This window comes from Cnuibacter sp. UC19_7 (assembly GCF_042699995.1).
Lineage (GTDB): Bacteria > Actinomycetota > Actinomycetes > Actinomycetales > Microbacteriaceae > Cnuibacter.
Genome location: NZ_CP170560.1, coordinates 1917320 through 1932593 on the forward strand (window position 1 = coordinate 1917320; position 15274 = coordinate 1932593).

12 protein-coding genes are annotated in these 15274 nt (G+C 72.8%); 8 read left to right on the forward strand and 4 right to left on the reverse strand.

The annotated features are described in order from the left end of the window. Position 1: 1 nt before the first annotated feature. From ACFJGV_RS09020 to ACFJGV_RS09030, 3 genes are all read left to right on the forward strand, one after another. Positions 2-1198 (forward strand): hypothetical protein, encoded by a 1197-nt coding sequence (locus ACFJGV_RS09020; RefSeq protein ID WP_378148468.1) that lies wholly within the window; start codon positions 2-4, stop codon positions 1196-1198. Positions 1199-1353: 155 nt separating this feature from the next. Beyond that, positions 1354-2718 carry an aminodeoxychorismate synthase component I gene (gene pabB / locus ACFJGV_RS09025; RefSeq protein WP_378148469.1) on the forward strand — a complete coding sequence of 455 codons (1365 nt, stop codon included), beginning with the start codon at positions 1354-1356 and terminating at the stop codon, positions 2716-2718. A gap of 170 nt (positions 2719-2888) precedes the next feature. Then, a complete protein-coding gene (locus ACFJGV_RS09030; RefSeq protein WP_378148470.1) occupies positions 2889-3461 on the forward strand; it encodes a type 1 glutamine amidotransferase domain-containing protein in 573 nt (190 codons plus the stop codon). A gap of 48 nt (positions 3462-3509) precedes the next feature. Here the strand turns inward: ACFJGV_RS09030 and ACFJGV_RS09035 are convergent, their stop codons facing one another. Both ACFJGV_RS09035 and ACFJGV_RS09040 read right to left on the reverse strand, forming a co-directional pair. Beyond that, positions 3510-4169 (reverse strand): response regulator, encoded by a 660-nt coding sequence (locus ACFJGV_RS09035; protein ID WP_378148472.1) that lies wholly within the window; start codon positions 4167-4169, stop codon positions 3510-3512. After that, positions 4166-5833, reverse strand: coding sequence for an ATP-binding protein (locus ACFJGV_RS09040; protein ID WP_378148474.1), 1668 nt, complete (start codon positions 5831-5833; stop codon positions 4166-4168). Before ACFJGV_RS09040 ends, ACFJGV_RS09035 begins: the two co-directional genes overlap by 4 nt. A gap of 164 nt (positions 5834-5997) precedes the next feature. On the opposite strand from ACFJGV_RS09040, the gene ACFJGV_RS09045 reads away from it, so the two are divergent. The 4 genes from ACFJGV_RS09045 (at position 5998) to ACFJGV_RS09060 (ending at position 11148) form a co-directional block, all read left to right on the forward strand. Further along, positions 5998-7512: a CitMHS family transporter gene (locus ACFJGV_RS09045; protein WP_378148476.1), complete on the forward strand. Its 1515-nt coding sequence runs from the start codon at positions 5998-6000 to the stop codon at positions 7510-7512. Between the two features lie 74 nt (positions 7513-7586). Then, complete coding sequence (locus ACFJGV_RS09050) at positions 7587-8273, forward strand: TetR/AcrR family transcriptional regulator (protein ID WP_378148478.1); 687 nt, start codon at positions 7587-7589, stop codon at positions 8271-8273. Further along, positions 8270-9256 carry a hypothetical protein gene (locus tag ACFJGV_RS09055; RefSeq protein WP_378148480.1) on the forward strand — a complete coding sequence of 329 codons (987 nt, stop codon included), beginning with the start codon at positions 8270-8272 and terminating at the stop codon, positions 9254-9256. Before ACFJGV_RS09050 ends, ACFJGV_RS09055 begins: the two co-directional genes overlap by 4 nt. Beyond that, the gene (locus ACFJGV_RS09060) at positions 9253-11148 is read left to right on the forward strand and encodes a YhgE/Pip family protein (RefSeq protein WP_378148482.1); all 1896 of its coding nucleotides are present in this window, start codon (positions 9253-9255) and stop codon (positions 11146-11148) included. The genes ACFJGV_RS09055 and ACFJGV_RS09060 overlap by 4 nt, the downstream gene beginning before the upstream one ends. A gap of 34 nt (positions 11149-11182) precedes the next feature. Here the strand turns inward: ACFJGV_RS09060 and ACFJGV_RS09065 are convergent, their stop codons facing one another. Further along, positions 11183-12163: a hypothetical protein gene (locus ACFJGV_RS09065; RefSeq protein WP_378148483.1), complete on the reverse strand. Its 981-nt coding sequence runs from the start codon at positions 12161-12163 to the stop codon at positions 11183-11185. A 172-nt stretch (positions 12164-12335) separates the two neighbouring features. Between ACFJGV_RS09065 and ACFJGV_RS09070 the strand changes: the two genes are divergently transcribed. Further along, on the forward strand, positions 12336-13199 hold the full coding sequence (locus ACFJGV_RS09070; RefSeq protein ID WP_378148484.1) for a PhzF family phenazine biosynthesis protein: 864 nt from the start codon (positions 12336-12338) through the stop codon (positions 13197-13199). Between the two features lie 449 nt (positions 13200-13648). Here ACFJGV_RS09070 and ACFJGV_RS09075 read toward each other — a convergent pair whose 3' ends face one another. After that, positions 13649-15211, reverse strand: a complete 1563-nt coding sequence (locus ACFJGV_RS09075) for a molybdopterin-dependent oxidoreductase (protein WP_378148486.1) — start codon at positions 15209-15211, stop codon at positions 13649-13651. Positions 15212-15274: the final 63 nt, after the last annotated feature.

Consider the following 15274-nt stretch of genomic DNA (forward strand, 5'->3'; position numbering starts at 1 on the left):
GATGACCGCAGAACGTCTGTGGGTGTCGGCGGAGGGTGCGGGAGATCTCTGGCTCGTCCGCGACGACGAGGGGCGACCTGCCGCTCTCGTCGATCGGGCGCTGCACACCGCCATCGATCCGGGCGACGGAACGTCTCGGGAGCCGAGGTGGCACAGTTACGCGGTGGTCTGGTCACGTTCGGGCACCCTCTACCCGGGCGACATGCGGTCGAACGACCTCGAGGCGACCTGCCGCGAGGTGCTCGACTGGGAGAGCACCCCCGTCCGGGGCGAGCTGCTCGACGACCACCTCAAGGCCGCAGAGCGTCTCCGACTCGCGGCCGTCGAGTTCGCGGGTCTCGATGCGCGCGTGAGGTCCGAGCTCACCGCCCGTCCCCGGCTGCCCAGGCAGGCTCGCCCCTTGCGGCGAGGCCGCGGCGCCGGCCGCGGTCGCTCGATCGATCGATCGGCTGTGCTCGAGGCCTGCGTGGAGCGACTCAACGTCGAGGGCGTCCGGCTCACGCCGCGCGCAGGCATCATCGACCAGGTGGCGGCGCGACTCAGCGTCCGGAGAGAGGTCGTGACCGCCCTCTGGCCCAGCGAGTCCGCGCTCCAGGCCGACATGCTGCTCGCGCTGGCGCGCGACGGACTGCGTCGGCGAGCAGACGATGACACCCTCATCGCGACCTGGCACTTCCTCGCCCGCGAGTCACCGCGCCTCCGGTCGGCGCTCGGCCGCCGCAGCGTCCTCCGCGACCTGATCGCCTTCGTGGCGGCGCACAACTTCGATCGGGGAACGTCCTCCACATCGTGGCGCAACTACGTCGCGTGCGTGGCCAGCGTGGCCGAGGACGACGCCCTCAGCGAGCGCCTGACGAGCGAACTCCGGGCGTCGGAGGAGGACTTCCTGGCTCAGCTCAGCGGGTTCTACGAGAACGTCATCTCCCTCATCGGCTTCCGACTGGCCCCCGCGCTGCGCGGTGAGCCTCGCGCATTCGCCGTGGCGCTGTCGGCGGTCGTCGAGGGGTTGGGCATCGCGCGTCACAGCGTGCCGACGGTGATCGAGACTCCCCTGGGCGAAGACGTCGACAAGCCGATCGCAGAGGTCCTGCTCGGGGTCCTCCTCGCGGGCCTGCTCGAGGAGGATCCCGACTACGACCCCGACACGGCGATCGACCGGCTCACCCACGGCCTCGTGGATGCTCCTGTCCGGCAGTGAAGGAGCGCCGGCCTGCCCAGGTTGAGACACCAGGGGAGAGGCAGGCCGGCGCCGATCGAGGCCCCCGACACTGCAGACGGTACGTCGGGCGGCGCGCGTCCGCATGGGGTTGCCGGGTCGCCCAGACCGCGGTAGTCCGCCACTACGCTGGGGCGATGCCCGCCGCGACGACGCCGCTCCACGTGGGTGCGCCGTGGGTCGACCCCGAGGTCGTGTTCCGCGCGCTGTACGCCGATGCGGGCGACGTCTTCTGGCTCGACAGCGGGGCGGATGCGGTGAGCGGCCTGTCGTATCTGGGCGCGTCGGAGCGCACACTGTCGGGATCGGCGGTGCCGCCCGAGGTGGCGCGGATCGAGCTCGGGCGTGCATCGGCCCGCCCGGCGGGGGCCCCGACGCTGACCAGCGGATGGGTGGGCTGGGTCTCGTACGAGGCGGCCTGCCGGATGCTGGGCATGCCGGACGATGATGTCGAGCACGCCGCCGCCGCCGCCCCCGCCGTGGTGCTGCTCCACGCCTCCCGGATGCTCGTGTTCGATCACCCGGCCCGGACGCTGGAGCTGCGCGCCGCATCCCACACCGACGACGATCGCGCCTGGATCGAGAAGACCCTCAGCGCCCTCGCCGCGCTCCGCCCCACCGCGACATCGCCCGCACCGATCGAGACGCGCGCCCTCGCTCGAACGGCGCGGTGGCGCCACGACGACGCGGCCTACCTCGCGCTCATCGCCCGCTGCCGGGAGTCGATCGCGCGGGGCGACGCGTACCAGCTCTGCCTCACGAACACCGCGACCGTGGACGGCGTCGACCTGGGCGACGCGGCCTCCCTCTACCTGCGCCTGCGCCGCAGCTCGCCCGCCCACCACGGCGGCTTCGTGCGCGCGGCCGGGGCGGCACTGCTGAGCTCCTCCCCCGAGCAGTTCGTGCGGGTCGCCGACGACGGCGTGCTCACCACCAAGCCCATCAAGGGCACGCGCCCGCGTGGGGAGACACCCGAGAGGGATGCGCGCCAGGCTGCCGAGCTCGCCGCCGACCCGAAGGAGCGGGCCGAGAACGTGATGATCGTCGACCTGCTGCGGAACGACGTCTCGCGCCTCGCCCGCCCGGGTTCGGTGCGCGTGCCCGAGCTGCTCGCGGTCGAGTCGTACCGGCACGTGCACCAGCTCGTGAGCACGATCGAGGCGCGGATGCGCGCGGGGCTCACCGTGGCCGACCTGCTCGGCGCCATCCTGCCGCCCGGATCGATGACGGGGACGCCGAAGCAGAGCGCCGTCCAGATCCTGCGCGAGCTCGAGCGGGGGCCGCGGGGTGTGTACTCCGGGGCGTTCGGGTTCATCGACGACGGGGGCGCCGTCGACCTCGCCGTGGTGATCCGCAGCATCGTGATCGCGGGCGGCCGGGCGACGATCGGCTCGGGCGGGGGCATCACCTCCGACTCCGTGCCGGAGCGGGAGCTCGCGGAGGTGGCGCTCAAGGCCGCGCCGCTGCTCGACGCCGTCGGCGCGAGCGGCGCGGGCGGGTGAGGCGCGCAGAGGTCGCGCGAGGAGGGCTCAGCCTACGACGTCTGTACGTAGGCTCACAGGCCGATGCCGACCTCACGGGGTCGGCGTAGCGTCGATCATGACCGCCGAGACGGCCTCGTCGACGACACGGAGGAGTCCGGTCCCGGCCCGCCACAGAAGGAGGACACCTCATGACTGACTTCACAGGGCGACGCATCCTCGCGATCGTGACGAACTACGGCGTCGAGCAGGACGAGCTCGTCGTGCCCGTCGAACATCTCCGCGGCGAGGGCGCGCAGGTGACGATCGCCGCCCAGAAGGACGAACCCGTGCAGACCCTCGTCGGCGACAAGGATCCCGGACGCGCCGTTGATCCGACCACCACGATCGATGCGGTCGACGCCGACGAGTTCGAGATGCTGCTCATCCCCGGCGGCACGCTCAACGCCGACTCTCTGCGCCTCGACGACGACGCGGTGGCGATCGTGAAGTCGTTCGCGGCCACCGGCCGCCCGATCGCCGCCATCTGCCACGGACCGTGGGCACTCGTGCAGGCCGACGTGGTGTCGGGCAAGACGCTCACGTCGTACCCGTCGCTCGCCACCGACATCCGCAACGCCCACGCCTCGAGCTGGGTCGACGAGGAGGTCGTGCTCGACCGCTCGAACGGGTACCCGCTCATCACGTCGCGCACCCCGGATGACCTCGAGGCCTTCACCTCGCGAATCGACGAGGTGCTCAGCTCGCAGTCTCAGCACGCCTGAGCCGTAGGGCACGGGCGCGACCGCCGGGCGCTCAGCCGGCGCGGGCGCTCAGGAGCTGACGCGGAAGCGGTGCTCCGGGCGCCCGGTCGCGCCGTACCTCAGGCTGACCTCGACGAGCCCCTGCGCCGCGAGGGCCGTGAGGTGCCGTTGTGCGGTCGCCCGCGAGACACCGCAGCGCTCTGCCACGTCGCTCGCCGAGGCGTCGTCCCCGCCCAGCGCCCCGAGCGCGTCGAGGACGGTGCGCTCGGTGGAGCTGCGTGTCAGCGACCCGGGCTCGGGCGCGGGATGGAGGACCGCCTGTGCGCGATCGATCCGCTCCTGGGTGAGCGCTTCGCCCGTCGAGAGCAGATTCCGGTAGCGGATCCAGCGGGCCAGGCGCTCACCGAGGGTCCGCGTCTCGAAGGGCTTGATGAGGAAGTCGATCGCCCCGGCGGAGAAGGCGCGGCGGACCGTCACCGGCTCGGCGGCGGCCGAGAGGACGAAGGCGTCGATCCGCGCCGCGCGCACGATCTCGATGCCGTCGCCGTCGGGCAGGTAGACGTCGGCCAGCACCAGGTCGGGCCGATGCTCGCGCAGCGCCGTCATCGCCTCCGCCGCGGTGCGGACGGGCTCGAGGGGCAGCAATCCAGGCTGCGCGGCGACCGCGTCGCGGTGCAGCCCGGCGACCCGGAAGTCGTCGTCGATGATGAGCACCTTGAGGTCGGTCACCGGCCGGCTCCCCTCTCGTGTTCCGCGCCGGGAGCGTCCGCCGCATCCCCGAACGCACCCGACGCCCCGAGCACCCCCGGCATCCGGACCCCGAAGACCGCCCCGTGCTGGGCGCCACCCGGCTCGACCACCCACACGTCGCCGCCGCGGCGGCGGGCGAACTCGCGCGAGAGCGGCAGCCCGATGCCGTGCCCGTGGATGGCGTCGGGCCCCTCCTCGGCGGGCGGCCGGCTGAAGACGGCGGACTCGTCGGCCAGCCCGCGGCCCGAGTCGGCGACGGTGACGACGAGCTCGTCGTGGTCGTCGAGCAGCGTCACCTCGACCCAGCGCGGTTCGGCGCCCGCCGCCGCGGCCGTCACCGCGTTGTCGATGAGGTTGCCGAGCACCGCGAGGGTGTCCTCGAGCTCGATCAGCTGCGAGCGCAGCAGCGACGTCTCCCCCACACGCAGCTCGACCCCGCGTTCCCGGGCCGCGATCGCCTTGCTGCCGAGGAATGACGCGACCAGCGGATCCGCCAGCTGATCGAGGCCCTCGACCCGGTAGGCGACCGAGCCGCGATCCGTCAGCTCGTCGACGAAACGGCGGGCCTCGTCGTCGCGGCCCGCATCGAGCAGCCCGGCGAGGGTGTGGAGCCGGTTGGCGAACTCGTGGCGCTGCACCCGCAGCGCGTCGCTCAGCGAGCGCACGCTGTCGAGCCGCTCGGAGAGGGCGAGCAGGTCGGTGCGGTCGCGGAGCACGGCCGAGGTGCCCAGCAGCCGTCCGCCGCGGTGCACCGGGCGGCTGTCGACGTAGAGGATGCGCCCGGCGGTCGAGAGACCGTCGGGCGCCCCGGCGATGAGGGCGTCCTCGACCTCCTTCGGGAGGCCGAGGGAGGCCAGCGGCCTGCCGACGGGGTCGTCGATGGCGAGCAGTCGCGCGGCGGCGCGCGTGCACACCCGCACCACCCCCTCCGGATCGATGGCGATCACCCCGTCGTCGGAGTCCTCGAGCACGGCCGCCTGCGTCTGGACGAGCGCGACGAGCTCCTCCGGCTGCACCCCCACCGTGACCCGTTCCAAACGGCGACGGATGAGCAGCGCCGCGATCGTCCCGAGCCCGAGCGCGAGCAGCAGCGTGATCGCGGCCGCGATGATCACGGAGGGCAGATCGTCGAACACGCTCGCGCGCTCGAAGCCCACGCTCACCTCGCCGAGGGGGCGCCCCGACGAGTCGGGCGCGTAGACGGGCACCTTCGCCCGCGCGGACTCGCCGAGCGTGCCCGTCTCCCAGGTGACGACCTCGCGGCCGGCCAGCGCGTCGTCGAAGCTCGTGCTCACCACCTCGCCAAGGCGGTCGGGGTTCGGGTGAGCGAGGCGGATGCCGTGGTCGTCGGTGATGACCACGAAGAGCCCGTCGGTCCGGGAGGTCACGTCCACCGCATAGGCCTGGAGCGGGCCGTCGCGCAGATCAGCGGCGTCGGGGGTGCCGGGGTCGGCGGAGTAGGCCGCGACGAGATCCCTCACCTCGGGCGACTCGGCGACCGTGCGGGCGATGTTGAGGGCCGACGACTCGGCCTCGGCCTGCAACTGCTGCACCCCGAACCAGAGGAAGACCGCGCTGCAGACGGCGACGACGCAGGCCTGCGTGGCGAGTTGGAGCAGCAGCACACGGGTGGAGAACCGCATCCGCCACCTCCTCGTGAGATCTATGCGCAGAAGTCACGTTACGCGCACTTCGCGAACCAATGCGAACATGCGCGCGCACCACCGGTCGCGCTTCCTAGCATCGCTCGCACCACCGACCCCGTACGGACCGCCGCCGGGGAGACGCAGTCGACGAAGGAGTCGCCATGGGCACCATACGAGCAGAGGACGCCGAGTACACCGTCGCCTTCATCCCGCCGGACGGCATCCTGGTGCTCCTGGGGTTCGCGATGGTGCTCGTCTTCATGGCGCTGATCATGACCAAGCGGCTGACGCCGATGGTCGCGCTCATCACCGTGCCCGCCGTGTTCGGCCTCTTCGCCGGAGCAGGCCTGGGCCTCGGCGACATGGTGCTCGACGCCATCAAGAGCATGGCGCCCACCGCGGCCCTGCTCATGTTCGCGATCATGTACTTCGGCATCATGATCGACGTCGGCCTGTTCGATCCGCTCATCCGCTGGATCACCCGGCTGCTCGGCAACGACCCCGCCAAGGTGGTCGTCGGCACCGCGATCCTCGCCGGCGCGGTCTCGCTGGACGGCGACGGATCGACGACCTTCATCATCACCACCTCGGCGATGCTCCCGCTCTACCTCCGCCTCGGCATGAGCCCCGTCGTGCTCACCTGCGTGGCCGGCCTCATGAACGGCACCATGAACATCGTCCCGTGGGGCGGCCCCACGGTGCGCGCCGCGACCGCGCTCGGTCTCGAGCCGACCGACATCTTCGTGCCGATGCTGCCCTCGCTGGCGGCGGGCATCATCGTCTCGCTCGGCTTCGCCTGGTTCCTCGGGCTCGCCGAGCGCAAGCGCCTGGGCGGATCGGTCGACCTCTCGAAGATGGACTCGGCCGGCGAGGGCCCGCTCGGCGGACCCCGCATGGTGCGTGGCGCCGGCGGCCGCCCTGGCGCCGCCGTCTCCCTCCGCACCGGCAGCATGGTGGCCGTACGCGGCGCCCGCGGCAGCGTGCCTCTCGCCCAGGTGATCGAGGGCGACACCGCGATGGCCGACACCATGCTCGATCCCCAGCGGCCCACCCTGCGTCCGAAGCTGATCTGGTTCAACCTGGCTCTGACGATCGCGGTGATGGTCGTGCTCGTCATCGACATCTTCCCGCTCGCCTTCGTGTTCATGATCGGCGCCGCGATCGCGCTCATCGTGAACTTCCCGAAGCTCAAGACCCAGGCCGACGAGATCGTCGCCCACGCGCCCAGCATCGTCGGCGTGGTGTCGATGGTGCTCGCCGCGGGCGTCCTGGTGGGCGTCCTCAACGGCACCGGCATGGTGGATGCGATGGCGAACTGGGTGACCGAGGTCATCCCCTCCTCGCTCGGCCCGTTCATGGCGGTGATCACGGGAGTGCTCTCCATCCCGTTCACCTTCTTCATGTCGAACGACGCGTTCTACTTCGGGATCCTGCCGATCCTCTCCGAGAGCGCCTCCTCGTACGGCATCGACCCCGTCGAGATGGCCCGCGCCTCGATCACCGGGCAGCCGGTGCACCTGCAGAGCCCGCTCGTCCCGGCCATCCTGCTGCTGGTGTCGCTCGCGGGTGTGAACCTGGGCGACCACCACAAGAAGGTGCTGTGGCGAGCGGTCATCGTGTCGCTCGTGATGCTCGTGGTCGGCGTGCTGGTGGGAGCCATCCCCTTCCTGGGCTGACGCCACCATCCGGACACGACCGCATCCGCCACTAAGTTGCACAGTACTGTGCACTTTGCGGTAGGATGGCGGTCGTGCCCACCCTCACGCCCTCCGCATCCCGCGCCCCCGGTGCGCCTCGCTCGCCTCGCGTGCCGCGTGCGCCCCGGAAGGACGCGCTCGAGAACCGCGCGGCCATCCTCGACGCCGCCGCGACGGTCTTCCGCCGTGACCCCGAGGCCGCGATCGACGCCGTCGCCACCGAGGCGGGGCTGAGCCGTCGCGCCGTCTACGGCCACTTCTCGTCCCGCGACGACCTCCTCGCCGAGCTGCTGGAGCGTGGCGGTCGCCGCATCTCCGAGGCCCTCACCGGCGTGCGGCACGACGACCCGCGCATCCATCTCGCTCTCATCGGCGGCGCCCTCTACGGGCAGGTCGCGGAGGTGAAGGTGCTCGCGAGCTCGCTCCTCCACAGCCCGCTCGAGCAGCTGGCCGGCAGGGCGCTGCAGCCTGTGCGACGCTCGGTGCGCGACGCGGTCGTGCGCGGCGCCGCCGCCGGGCACTTCCGCGACGACATCGACCCGGAGGCGCTCGCCCGCCTCGTGGAGGACGCCGCGATCGCGGTGCTCGACGAGGCCGTGCGCAGCGAGCTCGAGCACGGCGAGGCCCGACGCCTGGTGATGTCGGTCGGGCTCTCGGTCGCCGGTCTCGCCTGGCGCGAGGCCGTCGAGGTCACCGACACCGCGACCGCCCTCATGCCCGCCGCGGGAGGTGCCGCATGAGGATCGTCGCCTCTGCTGTGAGCATGGGGAAGCACGGCCTCGCGCTGCCGGAGTCGAACGTGGCGTTCGAGACCGGCCGGGTGACGATCGCAGTCGCCGAGACGGGTCAACGCCCCACGGTGCTGTCCCTCATCCTCAGCGGCCGGATGCGCCCCGCCACCGGCGCGGTGACCATCGACGGCGAGGCGGATGCGCGGGCGCTGAGCGATCGCGTCGCGCTCGTCGACGCCCCCGACGTCAGCGAGCCGCCCGCCGACGTGCGCTTCGACCGCGTCGTGCGCGAAGAGCTCGCCTTCAGCGGGCGCTCGGCCTCCCGCGAGACCGCCCGCGCGGTCATCGACGAGGCGGGCGGCACGCCCTGGCTGCATGCCGCCGTCGACGAGGTGCCCGCGGGCGTCCGCGTGCGTGTCCTCGCCGAGCTCGCCGCGTTCCGGCGCGGCATCGAGGGTGTGGTGCTGTGCTCGCCCGATCGACACGGGGGCGACCCGCGCGAGTGGCTCGACGTCGCGCTCGACCTCGCGCGGCGCGACTTCGCCGTGCTCGTCGTCGTGGGGGCGGCGGCGGCCGAGATCGTGGCGCCGCTCATACCGGTCGAGCTGCTCGCCGACGGCGTGCCGGAGGTGCCGTCCAAAGCTCTGGAGGACGAGGACGAGGGCGAGGCCGTCGAGGCCGTGCTCGAGCCATCACCGCAGCCGGACGTGCTCGAGCTGGTGGCCGACCCCGCGCCCGACGGTCGGGTCGACGAGCCCGGCCTGGTGCAGGGCGAGCTCGCCCCCGCCGCGATGGTGGCCGAGCACCTCGACGCCGATCGGCAGCGGGACGACGCCGCGCGCGCGGGGTACGCCGACTCAGAGCTCGGCGCCCTCCCGCCGGGCGAGGACGACTCGACGTCGCCCCACCCCCGCCATGCAGCGTCCGCCGCCGATGCGGCCGACGCTCCCACCGCATCCGTCATCGAACCCGAATCGAAGGCACGCCCGTGACCATCCTGCATCTCATCGCCGCCGAGCTGAGGCGCCTGACCGCGACGCCCATGGCCAAGCTGGCGCTCGTGGCCCTCATGTCGGTGCCCGTGCTCTACGCGGGCCTCTACCTCTGGGGCAACAACGACCCGTACAGCAGCCTCAAGGACGTCCCCGTCGCGCTCGTCGTGCAGGACACCGGAGCGACCCTCGACGGCCAGCCCATCAACTATGGCGACGAGGTCGAGAAGCAGCTGGTGGCCGACGCCGCCGTCGGCTGGGTGCCCACCGACGCCGACTCCGCCGAGTCGGGTGTGCGCAACGGCGACTTCGACTTCATCCTCACCATCGGGCCCGACTTCTCGACAGCGCTCACCTCGACCACGACCGACACGCCCGAGCAGGGTGTCGTCACCCTCACCACGAACGACACCAACAGCTACCTGGCCTCGACGATCGCCGGGCAGGTCGCCGCGAAGGTGCGCGCCTCCATCACGCAGGAGGTCGGCCAGAAGGCCGCGCTGACGCTGCTCAACGGGGTGGCGGAGATCCGCACCAACGTGGTCACCGCCGCCGACGGCGCGAACCAGCTCGCCACCGGGACCGCCCAGGCGGCCAGCGGCGCGGATCAGCTCGCGCAGGGCGCGACGAGCGCGGCCTCGGGCGCGCAACAGCTCAGCGACGGGCTGGCGCAGCTGCAGTCGCAGACGGCCGGCCTGCCGGGGCAAGCGGCACAGCTCAACGACGGGGCGCAGCAGATCGCCGCGGGGAACGCGAAGATCGCGCAGGTGTCGTCGCAGGTCTCGACCGCCACCGCTCAAGCGGCGGCCGACGTGCCGATCGTCCGGGCGCAGATCATTCAACAGCTCCAGGCCGCCCACCTCACCGAGGCGCAGATCAACCAAGTGCTCTCCGTGCTCGATCCGCTGGGTACCGACGTCCAGAACGGGAACACGAAGGTCCAGGAGGCGAACGCGCAGATCTCGCAGCTCGCCTCCGGCAGCGCGCAGCTCGCCGCCGGCACCTCGCAGCTCGCCGCGCAGGCGCCGCAGCTGACCTCCGGCATCGGCCAGCTCGCCCAGGGCGCCGCCAACCTCGCCGCCGGCAACGGGCAGCTCGCCTCGGGCGCGACCACGCTCGCCGACGGCGTCGACCAGGTGAACACGGGGGCCTCGCAGCTCGCGAGCGGGCTCACCTCCGGGCTCGACCAGATCCCCGATCAGAGCACCGACGTGCGGGCCGCCCTGGCGCAGACCATCTCCGACCCGGTCGCGCTCGACACCAGCGCGGTCACCGCCGCGGGGTCGTACGGGGCGGGACTCGCTCCGTTCTTCATCTCGCTCGCCGGCTGGATCGGCATCTACGCGCTGTTCCTCATCGTGAAGCCCCTGTCGAAGCGCGCGCTCACCGCGATCAAGAAGCCGCTGCGGATCACCGCGGCCGGGTGGCTGACCCCCGCCGTGCTCGGCGCGGTGCAGATGACGGCTGTCTTCGGGATCGTGACGCTGGCGCTCGGCTACCGGGTCGAGAACCCCTGGGCGATGCTCGGGTTCATGGCGCTCACCTCCGCGACGTATGCCACGATCATCCTCGCGCTCAACATCCTGCTGGGCAGTGTGGGCCAGTTCCTCGGGCTCGTGCTGATGGTGCTGCAGCTCGTCACCGCGGGCGGCACGTTCCCCTGGCAGACGCTGCCCGCGCCGCTCCAGGCGCTGCATCACATCTTCCCGATGTCGCATGCCGTCGACGGCATACGTCAGCTCATGTACGGAGGCAACCTGTCGCTGGCGATGAACGACGTGGTCTTCCTGCTGTGCTGGCTGGCGGGAGCGCTCATCGTGTCGTACCTCGGTGCGCGGCGGATGACGCAGCGCCGCACGCTCCGCGACCTGCGGCCGTCGCTGATCGGGTGAGGCCTCGGTCTCGGTCTCGGTCGGGGTCCGCTCGTCAGCTGAGGCCGCAGCGCGTGGAGAAGTACGCGTAGAGGTCGCTGCGCTGGGCGTCGGTGGCGACGAGGGTGAGCGTGCCGGTCACGGCCGGGTCGCCGACGGAGACCGTCGTGTCGAAGCGGGTGCCGACCTTGTCCTCGGCGAGGGCGTGCGCGTCGCAGCGGCTCGGGATCGCGTCGAGCGTCAGCACCCGCGACTCTCCCGGTGAGACGACGGCGTCGAGCGTCCATCCCGTCGCACCGTCGGCGGGCTGGAAGAGCACCGTCGACGAGATCGAGCCGAGCGTGAGCGCATCCGCGCCGTGGTCGTCGACGGTGATCTGCAGCTCGGCGACCTCACCCGCGTCGGTCTGGCGGGTGGAGATCGCGGTCAGCGACACCTCAGCGGTCTGCGCCACGCGGGCGGCGAAGCAGTCTGCTGCCACGCGCAGGGGGACGAAGTCGAAGGGGTCGGTCGGGGTGTACTCGCCGACCGCGACGGCGTCGTCGAGGAGGTAGGTGACCTCGACGTGCGGGGCGGGTGCGCCCGCGGTCGGGTCTGCGGACGCGGATGCGGTGCAGTCGGGCGCCGGGATCGGCACGCGGAGGTCGCGCTGGATGTCGGAGGGCACCACCGTGTCGCCCGTCCACACGACCGGGGCGGCGAAGCGGGCGTCGGTGTAAGTGGCGCCGATGATCTCGAGCGTGCGGCCCGATCGGTTGTGCACCTGGATCGACATCAGGTCGAGCGCGATGTCGAGTCGCTGCTGGTCGATCGTCACGGTGACGCCGTCGGGCGGAGGGGCGGTGGCCGTGGGGCGGGCCGACGTCGCGGCGTCGGCGGTGGAGGCGTCTGCGGTGGGGGCCGGGGCTTGGTCTCCCGCCTGTGCGCAGCCGGAGACGGCGAGCCCGACGAGCGCCGCCAGCGCGGCGAGCCGACGCATCCGTGTGTGGATGCTCGCGCGGGAGGCGCCGCGTGCGGGCTTCTCGGCTCGTGGCATGGTCCGCCTTTCCGGCCTGACGTCTCTGCGCTGGTCGGGCCAGGATAGCGGCGCCGTCGGTCGCGGTCAGCCCGCGGTCGGGTCGTGGGCAGCCCCGGGGGTCGGTCGCGGTCAGCCCGCGGTCGGGTCGTGGTCAGCCCCGGGGGTCGGTCGTGGTCAGTAGTGTGGCGGGATGGTGGATGTGCTGCGGATGACGGCGTTCCCGGAGCCCGGCGCGGCCGACGGCGGGAACCCGGCCGGGGTCGTGCTCGAAGCGGACGGGCTCGACGAGGCGGCGATGCTCGCCGTCGCCGCAGACGTCGGGTACTCCGAGACGGCGTTCGTGCGGGGCATCGACCGAGACGGCCCGGTGCGACGGGTGCCCATCCGGTACTTCTCGCCCGAGGCCGAGGTTCCGTTCTGCGGACACGCCACCATCGCGACGGCCGTCGCCCTCGCCGAGCGGGACGGCGCGGGCGAGCTGCTGTTCGAGACGCCGGTGGGCGAGGTCGCGATCGAGGTGACCGACGTCGGCGGAGAGCTGCTCGCGTCGTTCACGAGTGTCGAACCACGCGTGGAGGTTCTCGACAATGCGGTGCTCGCGCGGCTGCTCGAGCTGCTCGGGCTGTCCGCTGCGCAGCTCGACCGGGCGCATCCGCCGCGGGCCGCGTTCGCGGGCAACGTGCATCCGATCGTCGTGGTGGCCGACCGGGCGGTGTTCGACGGGTTCGGGTTCGACCCGAGGGCCATGCGGGCGCTGATGGACGAGCAGGGCTGGGCAGGCACGGTGACGGTGCTGAATCCGGTGGCGCCGGGTGCGGCGTACGAGGCGCGGAACCTGTTCCCGGTGGGCGCCATCACGGAGGACCCGGCCACCGGCTCCGCCGCGGCCTCCACCGGCGCCTACCTGCGCGAGCTCGGTCTGCTGGCCCCGCCCGCCGAGGTCGAGATCCGCCAGGGAGCCCACGTGGGCCGCCCGAGCCTGCTGCGGGTCGTGGTCCCCGCCGCGGGCGGCATCGTCGTCCGCGGCACCGCCGCCGCGCTCCCCCACCCCTGACCCGCTCAGCGCCAACGCAAGCGTCGAACGGCGAGAAGTGGGGCGCGGGAGGCCGGGCCCCAGCGCCCCAACGCACCCGCCGAACGGCGAGAACACGCCCCTCCCAGCCCGCGGGAAGGGCCCCTTCCCGCCGTTCGGCGACCGCGAAGGGACCGCCCCTGGGCGCGGGCGGCCCGGGCCTTGGCCCCACACATCCGCCGAACGGCGAGAACACGCCCCTCCCACCCCTCCGGAAGGGCCCTTTCCCGCCGTTCGGCGACCGCGAAGGGTCCGCAGAGGGCACGAGCCACGACGTTCACAGCCGGAGCGTCCTCCCCTGCTGCCGGGTGGTGCGGGTTCCGCCCGCCCAGCGGGTTGAGGAGGCCCCTACGGCAGCGAGAGCACGCCCAGCGGGCGCAACCCGCACGGTACCCTCGGCGCGGGGCGGCGGCGGGCGGGGCTGGGGTGGCTCAGGAGACGGTGACCGAGACGGTGTGCCAGCCGGTGGCGCCGTCGGGGGCGGGCGGGGCCTTGTCCGGAGTCTGGGTGTAGCCCGACTCGTCGGTGGCGCGGACGGCGAGCGTGTGCGAGCCGGGGGTCGCATCCCACTCGTAGACCCACTGGCACCACGTGTCGATCGAGTCGACCGCCGCGAGCCTGGCCGGCGCCCAGGCGCCCCCGTCCACCTGCACCTCCACCCCGGCCACGCCGGTGTGCTGCGCCCACGCCACGCCCGCGACCGCGACCGAGCCCGCGGAGACGGAGGCGCCCCTCCGCGGCGTGTCGATCCGCGACTCGGTCTTGATCGGTCCGAGGGCGGACCAGCCGCGCGGGGTCCAGTAGCCCTCGGCGTCGGCGAACCTCGTCACCTCGAGCCGCGAGACCCACTTCGTGGCCGAGACGTAGCCGTAGAGGCCGGCCACGACCATCCGCACCGGGAAGCCGTGCTCGACGGGCAGCGGCTCGCCGTTCATGCCCACCGCGAGGAGGGCGACCCGATCCGGATCGGTGAGCGCCTCGATCGGGCTGCCGGCGGTGAACCCGTCGACGCTGGTCGAGAGCACCATGTCGGCGCCGGCCCGCGGCACCGCGCGCCGGAGGAGTTCGCGGATCGGGTATCCGAGCCACACGGCATTGCCGATCAGGTCGCCACCGACCTCGTTCGAGACGCAGGCGAGGGTGACGGCGTGCTCCTCGAGCGGGAGGGCGAGGAGGTCGTCGAAGGTGAGGGTGATCTCGTTCTCGACCATGCCCGCGATGGTGACGCTCCACGACGACACGTCGACCTGCGGCACCTGGAGGGCGGTGTCGATGCGGTAGAAGGATCCGTTCGGAGTGACGTAGGGCGTGAGACCATCGAGCCCGAGGTCGGTGCCCGCGGGCGACGGGGGTGCGGGGGTCGCGGCAGCGGGCAGCGTGATCGCGGCGCGCGCTGAGCTCACGGCGGTGGCGGCGGCGTTCATCGCACGGGATGCGACACCCACCACGAGCGCGCCCGCCCCCGCGAGGAGGGTGGCCAGGAGGAAGCGGCGGCGGGGCATGCCGTCCGCCGGCGGAGCGGACCCCTGCTCGGCGGCGGAATGCTCGGCGGCGGAAGCCGCGAGCGTGGCGCGGAGGCGCGCGGTGAGCATGCGCAGCGCCACCACACCCGCGAGCATGCCGAGCACCGTCGGGATGGCCCACAGCCCGCTCGCACCGGCCCGCGTGGTCACGGCGAGGATCGCGAGCGCCGTCACCGCGACGAGCACGACCACCCCGCCCGGCGGCCGGCGCAGCTCGAGGATGCCGGCGGCGACCGCGAGCGCGGCCACCACGATCCCGAGCAGCACGAGGAGCGCCACCTTGTCGCCCGTGCCGAAGAGCGAGATCATCAGGTCCTTCGCTCCGGGCGGCGCGAGGTCGATGACGAGCGACCCGACGGCGAAGAGCGGGCTCGACTCGGGCCCGGCGAACATCGCGACCAGCTCGGCCGCCGCCAGCTCCACGCCCGCGGCGACGACGCCGACGAGGCCCGCCCAGGCGTTCGCGCGCATCCGTCTCTCCTCGTATCAGGGTGTGAAGCGGGGCGGTCTCCGGGGTGAGGCGACCGCATCCGA